The sequence below is a fragment of the Massilia norwichensis genome, assembly GCF_024753245.1.
GTDB classification, from domain to species: domain Bacteria; phylum Pseudomonadota; class Gammaproteobacteria; order Burkholderiales; family Burkholderiaceae_D; genus Telluria; species Telluria norwichensis.
On record NZ_JANUGX010000019.1, the window covers coordinates 1 to 20,171 of the forward strand.

Genomic DNA, 20,171 nt, shown 5'->3' on the forward strand with positions numbered 1-20,171 from the left:
TGTGCCCACGCGCGTGACCCGGATCAGGCCAGACCGGCTTCGGCGCGCAGCAGCGCAGCCTTGTCGGTGCGCTCCCAGCTGAACTCCGGCTCTTCGCGGCCGAAGTGGCCGTAGGCGGCCGACTTCTGGTAGATCGGACGCAGCAGGTCCAGCATCTGCACGATGCCTTTCGGGCGCAGGTCGAAGTGTTCCATCACCAGTTCGGCGATCTTCTCATCCGAGATCACGCCGGTGCCTTCGGTATAGACGGTGATGTTGATCGGCTTGGCCACGCCGATCGCGTAGCTGACCTGCACCTGGCACTGGCGCGCCAGGCCGGCGGCGACCACGTTCTTCGCCACGTAGCGGGCGGCGTAGGCGGCCGAGCGGTCGACCTTGGACGGGTCCTTGCCCGAGAACGCGCCACCGCCGTGCGGCGCAGCGCCGCCGTAGGTGTCGACGATGATCTTGCGGCCGGTCAGGCCGCAGTCGCCCTGCGGACCGCCGATGACGAAGCGGCCGGTCGGGTTGACCAGGTAGCGGGTGTCCTGCAGCCATTCTTTCGGCAGCACCGGCTTGATGATCTCTTCGATCACCGCTTCCTCGATCTGGCTGTGGCTGACTTCCGGCGCGTGCTGGGTCGACAGCACCACGGTGTTGACCGACACCGGGCGGCCGTTCAGGTAGCGCAGCGTGACCTGGGATTTCGCATCCGGACGCAGCCACGGCAGGCGGCCGTCCTTGCGCAGTTGCGACTGGCGCTCGACCAGGCGGTGTGCGTAGTAGATCGCGGCCGGCATCAGTTCCGGGGTTTCGTCGCAGGCGTAGCCGAACATCAGGCCCTGGTCGCCGGCGCCCTGGTCGAGGTCGATACCGGCGCCTTCGTCGACGCCCTGGGCGATGTCCGGCGACTGCTTGTCATAGGCGACCAGCACGGCGCAACCCTTGTAGTCGATGCCGTAATCCGTGTTGTCGTAACCGATGCGTTTGATGGTGTTGCGCGCAACTTGAATATAATCGACGTTGGCGTGCGTCGTGATCTCCCCGGCCAGCACCACCAGACCGGTGTTGCAAAGGGTTTCGGCGGCTACGCGCGCGGTCGGATCCTGCTCGAGGATGGCGTCGAGAATGGCGTCGGAAATCTGGTCGGCGACTTTGTCCGGGTGGCCTTCCGAAACGGATTCGGAAGTAAAGAGGTAGTCATTGGAAGACATCTAGGCTCCTGATACTGTTGAGATAAATGCCGCAGTACCATTGCCTGCGACGCTTTAGCGATATTTATATTCCGCTTCGCAAGTTGTCATTAACTCCGCGGATCCTGCTTCAAAGTGGTATTTTACGCTCCTTAAAAAATTTTGGTGAAGCAAGCCGCTTCTCCTCTACCCTGAATCAATAGATGCTTGTTCTTTTGTTCCGCTTCCTGTCGGTGTTCCCCCTACCTGTGCTACACGCATTGGGTACGGCGCTCGGCTGGCTGGTCTACCTGCTTTCTCCCTCCTACCGCCGTCGCCTGCGCGGCAATCTCGAGCTGGCCGGCTATGGCACCCAGCGCCGTGCCGCCATCGCCGAATCCGGCAAGGCGATCGTCGAACTGCCTTTTGTATGGTGCGCGCCGCAAGAACGCGTCACCCGCCACGTCACGATGGAGAACTGGGAACTGGTCCAGCGCCAGCTCGACAGTGGCAAGGGAATTGTATTCCTGACGCCACACCTGGGCTGTTTCGAACTGACTGCCCAGCAAGTGTCGCTGCGCCAGGAATTGACGGTCATGTACCGTCCGCCGCGCAAGAGCGCGCTGAAACCCCTGGTCGAGGGCGCCCGCGCGCGCCTGAAGATGCACCTGGCCCCGGCCAACCTGTCCGGCGTGCGCATGCTGGTCAAGGCGCTGAAGGGCGGACAGCCGGTCGGCGTGCTGCCGGACCAGGTTCCGCAAGAAGGCGAAGGCGTGTGGGCGCCCTTCTTCGGCCGCCAGGCCTATACGATGACGCTGCCGGCCAAGCTGGCCCAACTGGGCAAGGCCGACATCCTGCTGACCTATGCCGAGCGCCTGCCGCATGGGCGCGGCTACGTGATCCGCTTCGTGCCCTTCGACGGCGACCTGTCCGGCACCGCGGCCGAGCAGGCGGCCAGCATCAATCGCGCGATGGAGCAATTGATCGCGCTTTGTCCGTCCCAGTATTTCTGGAGTTACAACCGCTACAAGCGTCCGCAAGGCGTGGCAGCCCCGGAAGCCGAGGCGGTCGCATGAGGGTCCTGATTGCCTTGTTATGGCTGCTGCATTGGTTGCCGCTGCCGATCCTGGGCCGCATCGGCAAAGCCGTGGGCAGCCTGATGTATTACGCGATTCCGAAACGCCGCAAGATCGCCATGACCAATTTGCGCCTGGCCATGCCCGAGCTGAGCGAAGCGGAACGCGCAGATATCGTCATGCAGCACTTCCAGGCCTATTCGCGCAGCATCCTGGAGCGCTCGCTGATCTGGTGGGCGCCGATCCCGCGCCTGCGCAAGCTGATCCACATCGAGCCGGCGGTGCCCCAGGCTGAGATGGAAAGCGGCCCGACCATCCTGCTGTGCCCGCACTTCGTCTGCCTCGACGTGGCGGGTGTCGCGGCGCGCGTGATCCCGGTCTCGACGATCTATTCGCCGCAGAAGAACCAGGCCTTCGACCGCCTGCTGCGCTACGGCCGCGAACGCTTCGGTCCGGTGCGTCTGTTCACCCGCGAAGAAGGCATCAAGCCGATTCTGCGCGCGCTGCGCGACGGCCTGCCTTATTTCATGCTGCCGGACATGGATTTCGGCGAAAAGGACGCGACTTTCGTGCCCTTCTTCGGCGTCCCGGCGGCAACACTGACTGCCCTGCCGCGTCTGGCGGCGGCCACCAAGGCGAAGGTGATCCCGGTGATCGCGACCTTCCTGCCCGACTACAAAGGTTACCGCGTGGTGTTCTATCCCGCCTGGGAGAACTACCCCGGCGACGACATGATCGCCGCCACGCGCCGCATGAACGAATTCATCGAGGAACGGGTACGCGAGAGCCCGGCCGAGTACTTCTGGACGCACAAGCGTTTCAAGACCCGGCCGAATGGCGAACCCTCGTTCTACGACAAGGACTAGCAATGAAACTCAAATTCACCAAGATGCACGGCGCCGGCAACGACTTCATCGTCATCGACGCGATTAACCAGCAGGTCGAGCTGGGCCCCGAGCAGTGGGCCCGCCTGGCCGACCGCCGTTTCGGCATCGGCGCCGACCAGATCCTGATCGTCGAACATCCGACCGAGGAAAACTGCGATTTCCGCTACCGCATCTTCAATAACGACGGTGGCGAAGTCGAACAGTGCGGCAACGGCTCGCGCGCCTTCGTGCGCTTCGTCAGCGACAAGGGCTTGACGAGCAAGCGCAGCATTCGCGTGCAGACCATGGCCGGCATCATCACCCCACGCCTGGAAGACGATGGCAGCGTCACCGTCGACATGGGCGCCCCGCGACTCGAACCAGAGCTCGTACCCTTCGACAGCCAGGGCCTGGAAGGCGTGGCGCAAGGACGCGACACCCTGTGGCCGCTCACGGTCCGTGCACGCGGCGCCGAGCAGACGGTCCTGGTGTCGGTCGTCTCGATGGGCAACCCGCACGCCGTGCAGGTGGTCGACGACGTCGACATCGCACCCGTGCTTGAAACCGGTCCGCAGATCGAAAACCACCCACGCTTCCCGAAACGGGTCAACGCCGGCTACCTGCAGGTGCTCGACCGCGGCCAAGTGAAGCTGCGCGTGTTCGAGCGCGGCGCCGGCGAAACCTTGGCCTGCGGCACCGGCGCCTGCGCGGCCGTGGTGGCAGGCATTCGGCGCGGTCTGCTGGACTCGCCGGTACAGGTCCAGGCACGTGGCGGCCGCTTGAGCATCGCCTGGGCCGGCGAAGGTCAGCCGGTCTATCTGAGCGGTCCGGCCGAGACCGTGTTCGAGGGCGAGATCACGCTCTGAGCCCGCAAGCTGGCGCCCGCTCAGGCCGCCAGGTCCAGGTCCTGGTCCAGCGGCGCATCCGGGCCGCCCGTTTCGGGTAACAAGGTGCGCAGACGGTACAGGCGCTGCCGGTAATTCCCTTCCGGCCCGCCCGGACCGCAATCGACGCTCTCGAACAGACGCATGACGCGGTCGAGCAACTGGCGCTCCTGCGCCGTCTCGACCGGCACCAGGCGGCGGCGACTGCGCCCATAGCTGGCACGGATGTCGACCACCAGGCAGTGACCGCGGTCCGCATGCTTAATATCCAGTAACAACGTTTCAGCACGGCTCAAGCCAAACGCCAGGGCCAGTTCGAGCCGCGCCGCCAGCAAGGGATACTCGGACAGCTCGCGCCCGGCCAGCAGCGCCGCCAGCTCGCGCCAGCCGCCGGCATCGCGCGGGGCGATCTTGTTCAGCATGGCCGCCGCCTTCGCACAGCCTTGTGCTGCCGCCTTCTGCAGCCAGAACACGGCGCGCACATCATTGCCTTCGTTCTCGCGGCGCGCCCGCCAGGCTGCATTGCCGCATTCGAGCTGGGCATCCCGGTACCCCATCTCGGCCGCACGCTCGAGGTACTTCTGGGCCTCGATCACATTCCGCTGCGAAAATTCTGGTTTGACATAAATGCGCGACAGCGCGTACCAGGCCTCGGCCAGCCCCTGCTCGCCGGCCTGCTGCAGCCAGCGCACCGCCTTTTTGAAGTTGGCAGCGCCGCCGTTGCCGGCACCGTCGCCGGCGATGCGGCGGCCGTCGATGCGCATGCGCGCGCACCACAGCCCCAGGGCGAACTGGGCATGGCGGTCCTGCTCGGCAGCAGCCAGTTCCCAGAACGCATGCAGTTCGTCAGGCTCGACGTCGTGCGCGACCGAGCCCTCGTCGACCAGCCGGGCGCAGCGCGACAGCAGGGTGACCTCGTCCGGCGCGAGGCGCGCACTGGTCCTGCCTTGCGCCACCTCCGAGCGCGCAAGCGCACGTGCCAGCGGCAGCGCACGTTCGAGATAAGCCTGGTGCTTGCCCGCGTCCCATTCCTGTTCCAGCAGGACGAACTGGGCCGGCGTCACGCCATTGTCGGCGGCGCGGCGCAGCCAGCGCTGGCCCGCGCGATCGGGCGTACCGGGGCGCAGGGTACGGCTATCCGGCGGACGGGTGTCCGGCAAGCGCGCGGCCATCTCGCCGGTGGCCGGCATCGCGCTGGATGCTTCGCCGGCCGGGATGCCGGCGCGCGGCGCCGTCACGCCGTGCTCGCGCGCCAGCAGCCACTGCGCTTCGGGAAAACCGCCGCGCCCCGCATCCTCGAGGGCGCGCAAGGCCTTGGCGCGCTGCCCCGGCGGCACCCGCTCGGCGCCCAGTACCAACTGCGCGTAGACCAGGCCGGCACGTGCCAGACCGCCATCGTAGGCACGCTCGTACCAGCAGGTCACGGGTTGGGGGCTCTGGCGCGCCAGGTCGAGCGGGATATGGTTGCCGATCAGCTGCCATGCCTCGGCACAGTTTTGCTTTGCCGCACGGTCAAGCCAGTGCAGGGCCGTAGGCAGGCTTTTCGGCAGACCGGCGCTGCCGAACAAATAAAGCCGCCCGAGCTCGAGCTGGGCTTCGGCCCGGCCGGCGCGTGCGCCACGGATGATTGCTAACTCTTCACGGTTTGCCATTGTTCTTATCAGTAATGGAGACGCCGCAAATGCGTGCAGATGCAGGCAAATCACGTTGAATACGTGAAGGATCAGGTCGCCAAGCGCGCCGGACCCGGTATGCGGTGATCGAATGGGCCAGAGTCTATCGCCGGCTCAGGGGCGATTCGTTTGCGATTCCATGTGCATTTGAGGCTGCACAAATGTCACCTGTCTCGCAGGGCTGGTATGATGACGCACGGAAACTTAATCAATGCTTAAGGATTTACTGTTGAGCGAGCTCAGCCGTTTCGAAAATACAACAGCACGATTGGATTTATTGGCTTTCCACCAATTGGACCCGTCATAATTGACTAATCCGACAACCTTGATGCAATGAGCATTTAAGGTTTACACATCCGAGTGTTCAGCAACAATAAAAAGTCTCAATACTCTCTGGATTCCTGCGTTTCACTTTATAAGGATACAAATAGATGAAAAAATCACTCTTGGCAGTCGCTCTGCTGGGCGCATTCGCCGGTGTGGCGCAAGCGCAAACCGCCGTCCAAATCTACGGCAACATCGATGCTGGCATGGTCAAGCGTACCGACCAGACCCTGAACATCGGCAAGCGCGCTGCGAACACTCTGGGCTTCAAGGGTACCGAAGACCTGGGCAATGGCCTGAAGGCACTGTTCCAGATCGAAATCCGTTACGAGCCGGACACCGGCACCACCGAGAACAACGGCCGTCCGCTGTTCCAGGGCCAGAGCCGCGTCGGCCTGCAGGGTGATTTCGGTATGGTCCGTCTGGGCCGTGGCCTGACCCCGTTCCAGGAAGTCGTCGGTTCGTTCGAACCGTGGCACGGTCTGCCGACCCCGGCCGGCTTCTACACCGACATCTCGGTCGCAGGCTTCAACTCGGCTCCGCTGGACACCAACACCAGCGGCGGTTCGCCGAACAACAACCGCATCTCGAACGCGATCTTCTACAACTCGCCGGTCGCCAATGGCTTCCAGGTGAACGCTTCGTGGGCCAGCAAGGAAGCCACCGGTGGCGCAGTTGCCGGTATCGGCGCTGGCGCGACTTCGTACGCTGCCAACTCGGAAGCTTCGGCTAACCCGTTCTCGGTCGCTGCCACCTACAACAACGGCCCGGCCGCTGCAATGCTGGCTTACGAGCGTAACGCTGTCGAAAGCAAGGTCTGGTCGATCGCTGGCTCGATCGCCGCGACCCCGGAACTGAAGCTGATGACCACCTACACCCGTCAGGATCAGGAGCACACCAACACCCTGCGTCCGAAGACCAAGGCATGGCTGCTGGGCGCAACCTACGCCGTCGGTCCGGGCAAGATGCTGGCTGGCTATGGCCGCAAGCACATCGACAACACCGCGTCGACCAAGCAGTACTCGCTGGGCTATGAGTACAACCTGTCGAAGCGTACCTACCTGTACGTGGACGCATCGCGTAAGAAAGACATCGTCAACGCCACCACCGGCAACCTGGCTGGCACCCCGACTGTCAACCACTACGACGTGGGCGTGAACCACTCGTTCTAAGCTGATTAAGGGGGTTCGCCCCCTCAGCTGGAAGTCCGCAAGGGCGGGCCTGGGCAACCAGGTCCGCCCTTGTTGCATCCGGGCCTTGTGCGATTCGCGCAACGCTTGTGTGGCTGAGTTGTATCACCCAACGCGAATTGATGGGCATCTGAACCCGCGCGTCGAACACGACTTAATTGCTGGGCACATTGTCGAACACGAGTATTCATGGGAGGTGTGATGAAGAAGATCGTGCTGGGTGCGCTCGCCGGCGCCTGTATTCCGACCCTCGCGCTGGCCCAGACCAGCGTTCAGCTCTACGGTATCGCGGACGCCGGCCTGATGTGGCAGCGCGGCTCGTCCCCCAAGCTCATCAGCGGCGGGGAGGATGGCTCGCGTTTCGGCATCAAGGGCCAGGAAGACCTGGGCCGCGGGATGAAAGCCGTGTTCAATCTCGAGGCGCGGGTCGAGCTCGACACCGGCAGGCAGCAGCCGACCCTGATCAACGAGAATCAGGGCTATTACCTGACACGCGGCATGGAAGCCCTGCCGCCCAACCTGCTGGCAGCTGTACGCAGTGCACTGCAGCCGCGCGGTGGTCCGGCCGTCAATCCGGAAAACGCCCTATTCGACCGCACCAGCATGGTCGGCCTGATAACGCCGCTGGGTGCGATCCTGCTGGGGCGCATGTACACACCGGGCTATGAAGTGTTCGCGGCCGCCGACACCTTCGAGGTCGGCACCGGCGGTACCTGGGGCAGCGTGACCGGCGGCACCGCCGGCTTCCAGGCGCTGGGCGCCGACATCCGTTCCCAGCGCGCCCTGCAATACCGGATCGCCCTGCCTTCCGGGCTCGGCGGTTCGGTGATGATCGCCGGCCGCGGCTCCGGCTACTACGGGCTGTACAACAAGTTCTGGGGCGCTGCCATCACGTATAAAGCGCGCGGCTGGGACGTCGGCGTCGGCCACAACCATGGCTACGATCCTTCGGGGGCACCCAGCCTGCGCACCACCACCGCCGGTGGCTCCTACGCCTGGAACGACTGGAAGTTCTTCGCCGGCTGGCACGACCAGCGAAACCGGCATTCGACCCTGCTGCCGACCTACATCGCCGGCTGGGATGCCCAGATCGCACCCCAGCTTGCGGCACTGGGCCCAGCCACCGCTGCCGCCCTGCGTGCGGTGTTCGTCAACAACATCAGCATCAACAGCCAGCAGGATGCGGTCAGCTATCAGCTTGGGGCGCAGTACCGCATTGGCGCCAACCGCATCCTGGCCTCGGTGGCGCGCCAGAACGACCGCACCCCATCCGACAGCGATGCAACCCTGTTCGCGCTCGGCTACAACTACTTCCTGTCGAAGCGTACCGACATCTACGCTGTCGCGTCCTTCATCAAGAACGACAATGAGGCGCAGTACAGTCCGGCGACGGCGGGGGCGCCGGGCGGCTTCACCAAAACACCCGGCGAGGATGGGCGCGCCTTCCAGCTGGGGGTAAGGCACCGCTTCTGACGTCGGCGCCACGGCGGTGCGTCGAGGCGGCAGCGGAATGGCATGTTTATCTGCTGGAGGCGGTTGCAGTCAGGTAAAATTAGCGGTCTACCTCTTTCGCAAAACCGCGCAATGACCGTAACACTGGATTCCGCTGCCATCGCCCAATACCTGGTCGACCACCCGCAGTTTTTTGAAGAACACGCCGGCCTGCTGGGCGAGGTGAAACTGTCGAGCCCATTGACCGGCCGTGCCGTCTCGCTGCAGGAACGGCAGATGGAAGTCATGCGCGACAAGTACAAGGCACTCGAGTTGCGCATGGCCGAGTTGATGCGCCATGCCGAGGAAAACGCGGCGATCGCCAACCGCTTCCACGGCTGGACCCGGCAACTGCTGGAAGCCGGTGCGCCCGACGAGGCGCCGGCGGCAATGCCGCGCGCCGTGGTTGACGGCCTGATCCAGCACTTCATGGTGCCGCAGGCAACCCTGCGCCTGTGGAACCTGGGCCCGGAGCACGCGTCCGCCTGGTATGCCAGCGACGTCTCCGATGATGTGCGCCTGTTCGCGAGTGGCCTGCGTGCGCCTTACTGCGGCCCGAACCGCGATTTCGAAGCCGTGCACTGGCTCGACGACAGTGCCGAGGTGCGTTCGACGGTGCTGGTGCCGCTGCGCGCCGGCACGACGGCCTTCGGCCTGCTGGTGCTCGGCTCGCCGGATCCGGAGCGCTTCAGCGCCAGCATGGGGACCGACTTCCTGGTCCACATCGGCGAAACCGCCAGCGCCGCGTTGCTGCCGCTGCGCGCCTGAGGCAGCGAGACCCTGCATGGACACCACGGCCGCCGACGACTGGACCGGCCGCTACCTGGACGAGCTGCGCACCCAGCGCAAGCTCTCCAGCCACACGATTGCCGCCTATGCGCGCGACCTGGCCGAGCTCGGCGCATTCAGCGCCAAACTGGCCGGCCACACCGACTGGGCCAGGCTGACCCACTTCGACATCCGCCGCTTTGCCGCCAAGCTGCACGCCGACGGCCAGAGTCCGACCTCGATCGCGCGCAAGCTGTCCGGCTGGCGCGGCTTCTTCAACTGGCTGGCGCGCCATACGCCGCTGCCCGCCAACCCGGTCGAGGGCGTGCGCGCCCCGCGCCGTGCCAAGCGCCTGCCGAAAGCCCTGCCTGTCGACGATGCCGTGCGCCTGATGGAGGCGCACCGCGGCGGCCATCCCGAGCCAAGCGAGCTGTGCGACCGCGCGATGTTCGAGCTCCTGTATTCGAGTGGTCTGCGGGTGTCGGAACTGGCCGGCCTGGATGTCGGCTTCGTGCCGGCCAGGGACGGTCTGCCCGCCTCGCTCGGCTGGCTGGACTTGGCCGCCCAGGAAGTCGTGGTCACCGGCAAGGGCAATAAAATGCGGCGGGTGCCGGTCGGCGGCCCGGCGCGTGAGGCGATCGCGACCTGGCTGGCGGTGCGTCCGCCGGCCAGCGACGGCAGCAATGCGCTGTTCCTGTCGGCACGTGGTGCCCGTGTCAGCCCGCGCGTGGTCCAGCACCGCCTCAAGAACCACGCGATCAAGGCCGGCCTGCCGGTCCACGTGCACCCGCACGTGCTGCGCCATTCCTTCGCCTCGCACCTGCTGCAATCCTCGGGCGACCTGCGCGCGGTCCAGGAACTGCTGGGCCACGCCAGCATCACCTCGACCCAGATCTATACCTCGCTCGATTTCCAGCACCTGGCTGCTGTCTACGACAAGGCCCATCCGCGCGCCAAGGCGAAATAAAGCCTGGCTCGAATAGATCAAAGGTCGGCAGCGCACAAGACCGCCGCCGGTGGTGACATTCCGCAAATTCCGGCATAATCCCCCGATTCTCGGCCGCCAGACGGCCTATTTAGATCGGATAGCGAAATATGGAATTAATCCCCAGCACCATTCTGACCGGCTTTCTCGGCGCCGGCAAAACCACGCTGCTCAACCGCATCCTGCAGGAAAACCATGGTCTGCGCATCGCCGTGATCGAGAACGAGTTCGGCCAGGAAAACATCGACAACGAGATCCTGGTGCAGGATTCGGGCGAACAGATCGTCGAAATGAACAACGGCTGCATCTGCTGCACCGTGCGCGGCGACCTGATCGTTGCGCTGGGCAATCTGGCACGCAAGCGCGATGCCGGCGAGCTGCAGTTCGACCGCGTGGTCATCGAAACCACCGGCCTGGCTAATCCCGGCCCGGTGGCGCAGACCTTCTTCGTCGACGAGGAAGTGGGTGCACACTATCTGCTCGACGCCGTGGTCACCGTGGTCGATGCCCGCCACGGCATGGACCAGCTGGACCGCCACGAGGAAGCCCAGCGCCAGGTCGGCTTCGCGGACAAGATCCTGCTGTCGAAAACCGACCTGGTCGATGCCGCCGCGCTCGAGGAACTCAAGGCGCGCATCCGCCGCATCAACCCGCGCGCGCCGATCAGCACCTCGGACTTCGGCCGCGCGCCGATCCAGGAAGTGCTCGACCTGCGCGGCTTCAATCTGAACGACAAGCTGGAACTCGACCCGGCTTTCCTGACCGCCGACGAGGCCCACGAGCACGGCCACGATCACGATCATGACCACGTGCACACCGAAGCCTGCGACCACAGCCACGACCACCATCACGGCCACCACAGCGACGACATCGCCGCCTTCGTCTTCAAGAGCGAGCGCGCTTTCGATCCGGAACGCCTCGACCAGTTCCTCGGCAGCATGGTGCAAGTGTTTGGTCCCAACATGCTGCGCTATAAAGGCGTACTCTTGATGGCCGGTGCGGACCGCAAGGTCGTATTCCAAGGCGTGCATCAAATCATGGGCAGCGACCTGGGTGCAAAGTGGGGCGATCAAGAAGTCCGCGGCAGCAAAATGGTGTTTATTGGTAAAAATTTACCAAAAGATGTCTTTATCCGCGGATTGGAACAATGTTTGGTATAAACTACTCCGGTTCTGCAAACCGGTAGTTGAACGACTGGACAAGGCGGGGTGTCCAAGCCCGCCGTTACGGCAGCAAACCAGCGCACAGCTCAACAGGAGTAGGCGCTGAGTAAGCTGATAAAATGGAAACTCTGTCGTATCAAAGGTAAGTGAAGTCATGACTAAAACAACGAAACCGAACACCGCGGCGCAGCCCGAAGAACGTCTCCTGACGGAAGAAGAGATTCGGGCGATGAGCGACGACGACTACATGAACCCGGCCCAGCTGGCGTTCTTCAAGAACCGCCTGCAAGAGCTCGAGAAGGAATTGCTGAAGAACGCCGGCGAGACGACTGAGCACCTGCGCGAAACCGTCCTGGTGCCGGATCCGGCCGACCGCGCCACGATCGAGGAAGAGCACGCGCTCGAACTGCGTACCCGTGACCGCGAACGCAAGCTGCTCAAGAAGGTGCAGCAATCGCTGGCGGCCATCGAATCGGGCGAATACGGCTGGTGCGATGAAACCGGCGAACCGATCGGCGTTGCGCGCCTGATCGCCCGCCCGACCGCGACCCTGTCGCTGGAAGCCCAGCAGCGCCGCGAACTGAAACAAAAGCTGTACGGTGACTGAAGCCTGACAAGCTCTGCCGAAAAAAGCATGCGTTCCCCGCATGCTTTTTTTATTTGAGCGACAGTTTGAGCTACATGGATATTTCCCATGGGATACACTAACGTCGGCTGACCTGTCGCTTGACGCAGCTCAGGCGTGCGCGCCACGTGCGGCGGGTCGCCGTGCTACTGTCTCGACCGGTGAAACGGTAACAAGGACCGACGTGGGACTCTTTTCCTTCCTGAAGAAAAAGAACGATGCGCCTGAGGCGCGGGCCGGCGCACGCCCGCGCAGTATGGCCCTGCATCCTGGCGAACTGCCGGACACCGCCAGCGCGTTTGCCCCGACCACCCGCATGTCGCTCGACACCGAAGCCGAACGCGAGCGCCAGCGCGAGATCGCGCGTGCCACCGCCGCCAAGATCGACGAGATCGAGCTGGAAATGACCTCCGACATCTTCGACGACCATGCCTGGGCCGGCAACCGGCGCGCGCCGGCGGTCGCGGCCGGCGCCTCCAGCGCGCCCCTACTCGACCTGAACACGGCCGACCTGCTGGTGCAGGAAATCTCCCCAAGCACCGCCGTCGCCCCCTCCAGCGCGCCGGCGGTCGAGGAAGCGGCGATCTTGTATGCCAACGGCCAGCTGGAGGCTGCCGAAGCGGTGCTGCGCGAATGCCTGGACGGCGCCTGCCGCAGCGAGCGCCAGCCCTGGTGGATGCTGTTCGACCTCTACCAGGCCAGCGGCCGCGAACCGGCCTTCGAGAGCATCGCAATCGACTACGCCAGCCATTTCGAAACCTCGCCGCCGGCCTATTCGCCCATCCTTGCACCACTGGCGGCGCAGCGGGGCCAACAAGCTTTTGCCGGGGTGACCCCGACCGCCACCCTGTCGGGCCAGCTCGACGCCGGTGCCGCTGCCCAGCTGTCGCACGTGCTGGCATCGAACCTGCCGCTGGTGCGACTGGATTTCAGCACGGTCGCCGCGGCCACGCCGGCAGGTTGCGCGGTCCTGCTCGAGGCCCTGCAGACCCTGCGTCGCGCCGGCCGCGAACTGGTCGTGGCCGGTGCCGACCACCTGCTTGCGGTCTTGCGGCCCATGCTGGCAATCGGCGACCGCACACCCGGCGAAGCGCCCTGGCTGCTGCTGCTCGAACTGCTGCTCCTGATGAACCGCGAAAAGGATTTCGAAGAAACGGCGATGGACTATTGCGTCACTTTCGAGGTCTCGCCGCCCTCCTTCGAGGCGCCGGCGCGGGCCGCCGTCAGCCTGGGCGCCAGCAGAGGTCCGGGCAAGGGCGGTCCGGCCGCCGCCGGCGACCATTTCCTGTTGCCGGGCCTGGTCGAAGGCGCCAGCGCGGCGCTGCTGGACGCGATTACGGCGTATGCCGGTGAGCGTGCGGCGCTGGTGCTGGACTGTTCGCGCCTGGCGCGCATCGACTACGCGGCGGCGAACGCCCTCGCCACCCGCCTGCGCCAGCTCGCCGACCATCCCGGCAGCGATGGCAAAGATGGCAACGATGACAACGGCGGCAATAACGGCAAGCGCCGCATCGAACTGCGCGACCTGAACCACCTTGTGGCCGCCCTGCTGCGCCTGCTGGGTGCCGGCGATGTCGCCCGTCTGTACGCGCACAAGTATTGAACAGGCGGTCGCCCTGCGAACGCGACAGTTTCTTCTTGCAATATCGTGAATGGTCCCCACGTTCGGTGAGCAATCAACCACGAGGCAACTATGGAACAATTTCACGGCACGACCATTCTGAGCGTGCGGCGCGGCGAACAGGTCGCGCTCGGCGGCGACGGCCAGGTCACTCTGGGCAACGTCGTCATGAAGGGCTCGGCGCGCAAAGTGCGCAAGCTCTACCAGGGCAAGGTGCTGTGCGGCTTCGCCGGCGGCACCGCGGACGCTTTCACCCTGCTCGACCGCTTCGAAGCCAAACTGGAAAAGCACCAGGGTAACCTGCTGCGCGCTTCGGTCGAACTGGCCAAGGATTGGCGCACCGACCGCGTGCTGCGCCGCCTGGAGGCGATGCTGCTGGTGGCCGACCGCGAGAAGACCCTGATCATCACCGGCAATGGCGACGTGCTCGAACCCGAAGACGGTATCGGCGCGATCGGCTCGGGCGGCGTGTACGCGCAGTCGGCTGCCAAGGCCCTGCAGGAAAACACGGACCTGGCCCCGGCCGACGTGGTCAAGAAGGCGCTCACCATCGCCGGCGAGCTGTGCATTTACACGAACATGTCCCACATCGTCGAGACGCTGTAATGAGCAATCACCTAAATAAGCACATGAACATGACCCCGTCCGAAATCGTTTCGGAACTCGACAAGCACGTCGTCGGCCAGGGCAAGGCCAAGCGCGCGGTGGCGATCGCCCTGCGTAACCGCTGGCGCCGCCAGCAGGTGGGCGAACCCCTGCGCCACGAGATCACGCCGAAGAACATCCTCATGATCGGCCCGACCGGCGTCGGCAAGACCGAGATCGCGCGCCGCCTGGCCAAGCTGGCCGACGCGCCTTTCATCAAGGTCGAGGCGACCAAGTTCACCGAGGTCGGCTATGTCGGCCGCGACGTCGACACCATCATCCGCGACCTGATCGACATCGGCGTCAAGCAGACCCGTGCCGCCGAGGTCAAGAAGAACCGCCAGCGCGCCGAAGACGCGGCCGAAGACCGCGTGATCGACATCCTGGTGCCGCCGGCGCGCGACTTCGGCTTCAACGTCGCCAGCCAGGAATCCAAGGACGGCGACGTTACCCGCCAGACCTTCCGCAAGCGTCTGCGCGAAGGCGCCCTCGACGACAAGGAAATCGAAATCGAGGTGGCCGACGCCGCCCCGCAGGTCGACATCATGGCGCCGCCGGGAATGGAAGAGATGACGGAGCAGATCAAGTCGATGTTCGCCGGCGTCGGCGCGGCCCGCAAGAAGGCACGCAAGCTGAAGATCAAGGACGCGATGAAGATCCTGATCGAAGAGGAAGCCGCCAAGCTCGTCAACGAGGAAGAGCTGAAGCAGAAGGCGATCCAGAACGTCGAGCAGAACGGCATCGTGTTCCTGGACGAGGTCGACAAGATCGCCTCGCGCTCGGAACATGGCGGGGCCGACGTCTCGCGCGCCGGCGTGCAGCGCGACCTGCTGCCGCTGGTCGAGGGCACGACCGTCAACACGAAATATGGCATGATCAAGACCGACCACATCCTGTTCATCGCCTCGGGTGCGTTCCACCTGTCGAAACCGTCCGACCTGATTCCGGAGCTGCAGGGCCGCTTCCCGATCCGCGTCGAGCTGGAAGCGCTGTCGGTGGAAGACTTCAAGAGCATCCTGACCTCGACCGACGCGAGTCTCACCAAGCAGTACGAGGCCTTGCTGGAGACCGAGGGCGTGAAGCTGGAATTCGCACCGGAAGGCATCCATCGCCTGGCCGAGATCGCTTATTCCGTCAACGAGCGGACCGAGAACATCGGCGCGCGCCGGCTGTACACGGTGATGGAAAAGCTGCTCGAAGAGATCTCGTTCTCGGCGACCGACAAGTCGGGCCAGACCCTGGTCATCGACGCGGCCTACGTCAACGAGCGGCTGGATGCGCTGGCGGTCAACGAAGACCTGTCGCGCTATGTGTTGTAACTGAGGTACTGTAATCGGAGAGAAGGAGGCGAAGATGGCGAACAAGGCGCTTGCAACCCGGCAGAGGATGATGCTGCGCGTCGATCCGGTGCCGGTCAAACCGCGCAATCCGTTTGCCGGCTTCGCCAAGCAGCGCGCGGCCGGCTCGCATGCCAAGCCGCTGTCGAGCGAACGGCAGGCCGCCAAGCGCGCGCTCAAGAAGGTCAAGCTGACGCCCGACGAGGAGTGACAGCAGCGCCCTTCTTCTGTACAGTACAGAACCCATGAGCTCCCCTGACATGGTTCTGGACGTCCTGCGCGCCGAACTGCGCGCTGCCGGCATCACCTACAAGATGCTGGCCGATCGCATCGCGATGAGCGAGTCGAGCATCAAGCGTATGTTCGGCCAGAAGGACATGACGCTGTCGCGCCTGGCGCAAATCTGCCAGGCCGCCAACATCCACCTGGAAGACGTGCTGCGCCGCGCAGCCGATGCCCGGCCCCAGGCCGACACCCTCACGCTGACCCAGGAAACCTCGCTGATCGCCAACCCGCGCCTGCTGCTGATGGCGATCTGCTGTCTCGGGCACTGGAGCCTGGAACAGATCATCGAGACCTACCGCCTGACCGAACCGGAATGCATCGGCCTGCTGGCCGAGCTGGACCGGCTGGGCCTGATCGAACTGAAACCCCTGAACCGCTACACCTTGCGCGTCTCGAACGCCTTCCGCTGGCTGCCGGACGGCCCGGTGCAGCGCTACTTCCGTGAACACGTGGTGGGGGATTATTTCGACGGCCGCTTCGACGGGCCGGGTGAAGCGCTGATGTGCCTGCCTGCGCGGCTGTCGCTGGCGAGCGCCGGCGAACTCACGGAAAAAATCTATCAACTGGCCGGCGAACTGGCCCGGCTGCACCGCAACGACCGGCGCCTGGCGCCAAACGACCGCGATGGTTTTACCTTGCTGGTCGGCTTCCGCTCGTGGGAGTTTTCTGCATTTACGGCATTGCGCCGTTAATCGAGAGAGCGCCTGACGCTTACTGGGTCGAAGGCTGGCCGTTGTTGGCCGGTCGCGTCGGCGGCGGCATCTGCACCGGCGCGGGGGCCGGGTTGTTCGCATTCTGGTTATTCGGGTTGTTCTGGTTGGCAGGCGCGCTGTTCGGGTTGGATGGCGGCGGCTCGTCGTGCTGGCCGACGTCGCCCGGCGCGGCATATTCCTGGTTCTGCGGCTGCTGCTGCGAGACGGCGCCCGGCGACATCGGCGGCTCCGGCACCGTCGCGCCCGGCGCGAGAGTGGCGGGCATGGCGCCGGCCGGGTTGACGGCCCCACCGGCACCGCCCATTGCCGCGGCCGGCTTGTTGTCCGCCGCCAGATCCAGCCGTTTCATGACGCCGCCGTCGGACAGCATCACATAGCGCGGGTGTACTTCCGCCAGGGTGATCCCCGGCACCAGTTCCTTGCCCATCCTGACCGCTTTCGGCGGCGAACCCTCGGCCACGATGATGGCCACGCTCTCGCGGCCGGCCGAGACGATGCCGGTCAGCTGGTAATTGGTCGCGCTTGCGGTGGCGATCTGGCCGCCGAACAGCGTCGCCGCGGCATCGATCGACGGGTCCGGCATGCTGGTATGCGGCACCGCGGCGATCGGCCGCTGCGGCGGCTGGTACAACTGCAGGATCCAGTAGGCGAGCGAGGCCGCCAGCAGGATCACGCCGAGCAGGCTCAAAAGGAGGGGCAAACGCTTGTTCATCAGTGTCCTTGTCAGCGCACCAACTGGTTGATTTCAATAATCGGCATCAGCACCGCCAGCACGATCAGCAGCACGACCAGGCCCATGGCCAGGATCAGCACCGGCTCGAGCAGGCCGGCGATGGTCAGCGCGCGGCGTTCCAGATCCGCCTGCTGCGAATCGGCGGCGCGCTCCAGCATGGCCGGCAGCTCGCCGGTGATCTCGCCGGCGCGGATCATGTGCACCAGCATCGGCGGGAAGTATTTTTGGACCGACAAGGCGCGCGCCAGGCTCACGCCCTCGCGCACACTGGCGGTCGCGTCCTCGACCAGTCCCTTCATGGCCACGTTCGACAGCGTGTCGCGGCTGGTCTCGAGCGCGCGCAGGATCGGCACGCCGGAACCGGTGGTGATCGCCAGTGTGCTGGCGAAGCGCGCCGTGTTCAGGCTGCGCTCGAAACGGCCGTAGACCGGGGCATCGAGCAGCCAGGCATGCCAGCGCAGCTTGAGCGCGGGATTGCGCAGCGCGCGGCGCCACATGAGCCAGGCGCCGATCAGCGCCAGTCCCACATAGATGCCATAAGCGCGCGTAAAGTTCGACACGCCCAGCATCATGATGGTCAGGAAAGGCAGCTTCTGCTTGGTGTTGGCGAACACCGAGACGATCTGCGGCACCACGTAGGTGAGCAGGAAGATCACGATGGCGAACGCGACCACGGTGACGATCGCCGGATACGTGAAGGCCAGGCGCACCCGCTGCACCAGCGCGTTGCGGCGCTCGATATAGTCGGCCAGGCGCGCCAGCACGCGTGCCAGCTGGCCGATCTGTTCGCCGGACGATACCAGCGCGCGGTAGATTTCGGCGAAGTCGCGCGGATGCCGCGACAGTGCGCTGGAGAAGGACGCGCCGCCCATCACTTCGGAACGGATCGAGGCGATCAGGTCGCGCATGTAGGCGCGCTCGGCCTGCTCCAGCAGCGCCGTGAAGGCCTGCTCGAGCGGTAATCCCGCTTCCAGCAAACTGGCCAGCTGGCGCGTAAACAGGGCCAGCTCGACCTGCGACAGACGCTCGCCGAAACCGCGCGAGCGCGCCGTGCCGCTTTCGTCGACCTGGGCCGCGATGGCCTCGACCGCGAGCGGCGTCAGGCCCTGCAGGCGCAGGTCGGCGCGCGCGGCACGCGGGCTGTCGGCATTCAGCACGCCCTTGCGGGTCACGCCGCCGGTATCGACGGCTTCGTAGCGAAAGGCCGGCATCAGGCGGCCTTCGTCACGCGCAACAGCTCGGCTTCGGTGGTGACGCCTTCGCGTACCCAGCGTTCGCCGTCGTCGTGCATGGTGCGCATGCCGGAGCGCAGCGCGGCGTCGCGGATCTCGGCTTCGGACACCTGGTTGTGGATCTGCGCGCGGATCTGCTCGTTCGTTTCCAGCAGTTCGTAGACGCCGACCCGGCCGTGGTAGCCGGTATGGCCGCAGCGTTCGCAGCCGACCGCACGCCACTGGCCCGGACCTTCCTGCACCTTGCAATAGGAACAGAGCTTACGGACCAGGCGCTGCGCCATCACGCCCAGCAGGGACGAGGACAACAGGAAGGGCTCGATGCCCATGTCAAGCAGACGGGTCACGGCCGACGCGGCGTCATTGGTGTGCAGGGTCGCCAGCACCAGGTGGCCGGTCAGCGAAGCCTGCACCGCGATCTGCGCGGTTTCCAGGTCGCGGATCTCGCCGATCATGATCACGTCCGGGTCCTGGCGCAGGATCGCGCGCAGGGCCTTGCCGAAGGTCATGTCGATGCGGGCGTTGACCTGGGTCTGGCCGACACCGTTCAGGTCGTATTCGATCGGGTCTTCCACCGTCATGATGTTGGTGGTCGAAGCATTCAGGCGCGACAGCGCGGCGTACAAGGTGGTGGTTTTGCCGGAGCCGGTCGGGCCCGTCACCAGCACGATGCCGTGCGGCTGGTTGATCATCTTGTCGAACTGCGGCAGCAGGTGTTCGCTCATGCCGAGGTGGCTGAGGTCGAGGCGACCCGCTTCCTTGTCGAGCAGACGCAGCACCGCGCGCTCGCCGTGCCCGGTCGGCAGGGTCGAGACACGCACGTCGACCGGCTTGCCGCCGACGCGCAGGGTGATGCGGCCATCCTGCGGCAAGCGCTTCTCGGCAATGTCCAGCTGGCTCATGATCTTGATACGCGAGATCAGCGACGCGTGGATCGCCTTGCGCGGACGCACGATGTCGCGCAGCGCGCCGTCGATGCGGAAGCGCACCACCGAGGTTTGCTCGAACGGTTCGATGTGGATATCGGACGCGCCTTCGCGCAGCGACTGGGTCAGCAGCGCGTTGATCATGCGGATGACCGGCGCATCGTCGGACGATTCCAGCAGGTCTTCGATGGCCGGCACGTCCTGCAGCAGCTTGGTCAGGTCGAGGTCGGCGTCGAATTCGTCGGCCACCTGGGACGCGTCGCCGCCGGCATTGGCGTAGGCGCTGGCGATCGCCGCTTCCAGCTCGGCACGGTCCATGCGGTGCAGGACGATGCGGCCGAAGCGGCGCGAGACTTCCGCGATCGCGGCCGGTTTCGTGGCATTCGACACCAGGACTTCGACGGCTTGCGACGGGTCGCCGTTGGAACGCGCCAGCACGCCGTAGTCGCGTGCGAATGCGTAGGGCAACAGGTTATTCATGAT

The 20,171-nt window shown here is 65.0% G+C and carries 19 protein-coding genes; 14 read left to right on the forward strand and 5 right to left on the reverse strand.

Translation table 11 applies throughout. The annotated features are described in order from the left end of the window. Nucleotides 1-23: 23 nt before the first annotated feature. The gene (gene metK / locus NX782_RS15725) at nt 24-1,193 is read right to left on the reverse strand and encodes a methionine adenosyltransferase (protein WP_258846426.1); all 1,170 of its coding nucleotides are present in this window, start codon (nt 1,191-1,193) and stop codon (nt 24-26) included. Nucleotides 1,194-1,375: 182 nt separating this feature from the next. Here metK and NX782_RS15730 point away from each other — a divergent pair, with 182 nt between their 5' ends. Genes NX782_RS15730 through dapF form a run of 3 tightly spaced genes read left to right on the forward strand, consistent with a single transcriptional unit; the run spans nt 1,376 to nt 3,959 of the window. Next, the gene (locus NX782_RS15730; protein ID WP_258846427.1) at nt 1,376-2,227 is read left to right on the forward strand and encodes a lysophospholipid acyltransferase family protein; all 852 of its coding nucleotides are present in this window, start codon (nt 1,376-1,378) and stop codon (nt 2,225-2,227) included. Beyond that, nucleotides 2,224-3,093 carry a lysophospholipid acyltransferase family protein gene (locus NX782_RS15735; protein ID WP_258846428.1) on the forward strand — a complete coding sequence of 290 codons (870 nt, stop codon included), beginning with the start codon at nt 2,224-2,226 and terminating at the stop codon, nt 3,091-3,093. The genes NX782_RS15730 and NX782_RS15735 overlap by 4 nt, the downstream gene beginning before the upstream one ends. Before the next feature lie 2 nt (nt 3,094-3,095). Beyond that, complete coding sequence (gene dapF, locus NX782_RS15740; protein ID WP_258846429.1) at nt 3,096-3,959, forward strand: diaminopimelate epimerase; 864 nt, start codon at nt 3,096-3,098, stop codon at nt 3,957-3,959. A 20-nt stretch (nt 3,960-3,979) separates the two neighbouring features. On the opposite strand, the gene NX782_RS15745 is transcribed toward dapF, so the two are convergent. Next, entirely contained in the window at nt 3,980-5,629 is a 1,650-nt protein-coding gene (locus tag NX782_RS15745) for a tetratricopeptide repeat protein (protein ID WP_258846430.1), read from the reverse strand. Between the two features lie 452 nt (nt 5,630-6,081). On the opposite strand from NX782_RS15745, the gene NX782_RS15750 reads away from it, so the two are divergent. The 11 genes from NX782_RS15750 to NX782_RS15800 all read left to right on the forward strand — a co-directional run bounded on the left by NX782_RS15750 (nt 6,082) and on the right by NX782_RS15800 (nt 16,776). Further along, entirely contained in the window at nt 6,082-7,146 is a 1,065-nt protein-coding gene (locus tag NX782_RS15750) for a porin (RefSeq protein ID WP_258846431.1), read from the forward strand. Between the two features lie 219 nt (nt 7,147-7,365). Next, the gene (locus NX782_RS15755; RefSeq protein WP_258846432.1) at nt 7,366-8,637 is read left to right on the forward strand and encodes a porin; all 1,272 of its coding nucleotides are present in this window, start codon (nt 7,366-7,368) and stop codon (nt 8,635-8,637) included. A 111-nt stretch (nt 8,638-8,748) separates the two neighbouring features. Continuing rightward, nucleotides 8,749-9,423 carry a DUF484 family protein gene (locus NX782_RS15760; RefSeq protein WP_258846433.1) on the forward strand — a complete coding sequence of 225 codons (675 nt, stop codon included), beginning with the start codon at nt 8,749-8,751 and terminating at the stop codon, nt 9,421-9,423. A gap of 16 nt (nt 9,424-9,439) precedes the next feature. Continuing rightward, nucleotides 9,440-10,390: a tyrosine recombinase XerC gene (gene xerC / locus NX782_RS15765; RefSeq protein WP_258846434.1), complete on the forward strand. Its 951-nt coding sequence runs from the start codon at nt 9,440-9,442 to the stop codon at nt 10,388-10,390. Nucleotides 10,391-10,518: 128 nt separating this feature from the next. Then, complete coding sequence (locus NX782_RS15770; protein WP_258846435.1) at nt 10,519-11,568, forward strand: CobW family GTP-binding protein; 1,050 nt, start codon at nt 10,519-10,521, stop codon at nt 11,566-11,568. A 157-nt stretch (nt 11,569-11,725) separates the two neighbouring features. Beyond that, nucleotides 11,726-12,178, forward strand: coding sequence for an RNA polymerase-binding protein DksA (gene dksA / locus NX782_RS15775; protein WP_258846436.1), 453 nt, complete (start codon nt 11,726-11,728; stop codon nt 12,176-12,178). A gap of 202 nt (nt 12,179-12,380) precedes the next feature. Then, nucleotides 12,381-13,799, forward strand: coding sequence for an STAS domain-containing protein (locus NX782_RS15780; RefSeq protein ID WP_258846437.1), 1,419 nt, complete (start codon nt 12,381-12,383; stop codon nt 13,797-13,799). A 90-nt stretch (nt 13,800-13,889) separates the two neighbouring features. Continuing rightward, a complete protein-coding gene (gene hslV / locus NX782_RS15785) occupies nt 13,890-14,423 on the forward strand; it encodes an ATP-dependent protease subunit HslV (protein ID WP_258846438.1) in 534 nt (177 codons plus the stop codon). 23 nt (nt 14,424-14,446) lie between these two features. Then, entirely contained in the window at nt 14,447-15,781 is a 1,335-nt protein-coding gene (hslU, locus tag NX782_RS15790; RefSeq protein ID WP_258846521.1) for an ATP-dependent protease ATPase subunit HslU, read from the forward strand. Between the two features lie 34 nt (nt 15,782-15,815). Further along, complete coding sequence (locus NX782_RS15795; protein WP_258846439.1) at nt 15,816-16,010, forward strand: hypothetical protein; 195 nt, start codon at nt 15,816-15,818, stop codon at nt 16,008-16,010. A 34-nt stretch (nt 16,011-16,044) separates the two neighbouring features. Beyond that, on the forward strand, nt 16,045-16,776 hold the full coding sequence (locus tag NX782_RS15800) for a helix-turn-helix domain-containing protein (RefSeq protein WP_258846440.1): 732 nt from the start codon (nt 16,045-16,047) through the stop codon (nt 16,774-16,776). Between the two features lie 19 nt (nt 16,777-16,795). Here the strand turns inward: NX782_RS15800 and NX782_RS15805 are convergent, their stop codons facing one another. Genes NX782_RS15805 through gspE form a run of 3 tightly spaced genes read right to left on the reverse strand, consistent with a single transcriptional unit; the run spans nt 16,796 to nt 20,168 of the window. Beyond that, nucleotides 16,796-17,509 (reverse strand): type II secretion system protein N, encoded by a 714-nt coding sequence (locus tag NX782_RS15805; protein WP_258846441.1) that lies wholly within the window; start codon nt 17,507-17,509, stop codon nt 16,796-16,798. A gap of 11 nt (nt 17,510-17,520) precedes the next feature. Next, entirely contained in the window at nt 17,521-18,741 is a 1,221-nt protein-coding gene (gene gspF / locus NX782_RS15810) for a type II secretion system inner membrane protein GspF (protein WP_258846442.1), read from the reverse strand. Continuing rightward, the gene (gene gspE / locus NX782_RS15815; RefSeq protein WP_258846443.1) at nt 18,741-20,168 is read right to left on the reverse strand and encodes a type II secretion system ATPase GspE; all 1,428 of its coding nucleotides are present in this window, start codon (nt 20,166-20,168) and stop codon (nt 18,741-18,743) included. The genes gspF and gspE overlap by 1 nt, the downstream gene beginning before the upstream one ends. Nucleotides 20,169-20,171 lie beyond the last annotated feature (3 nt).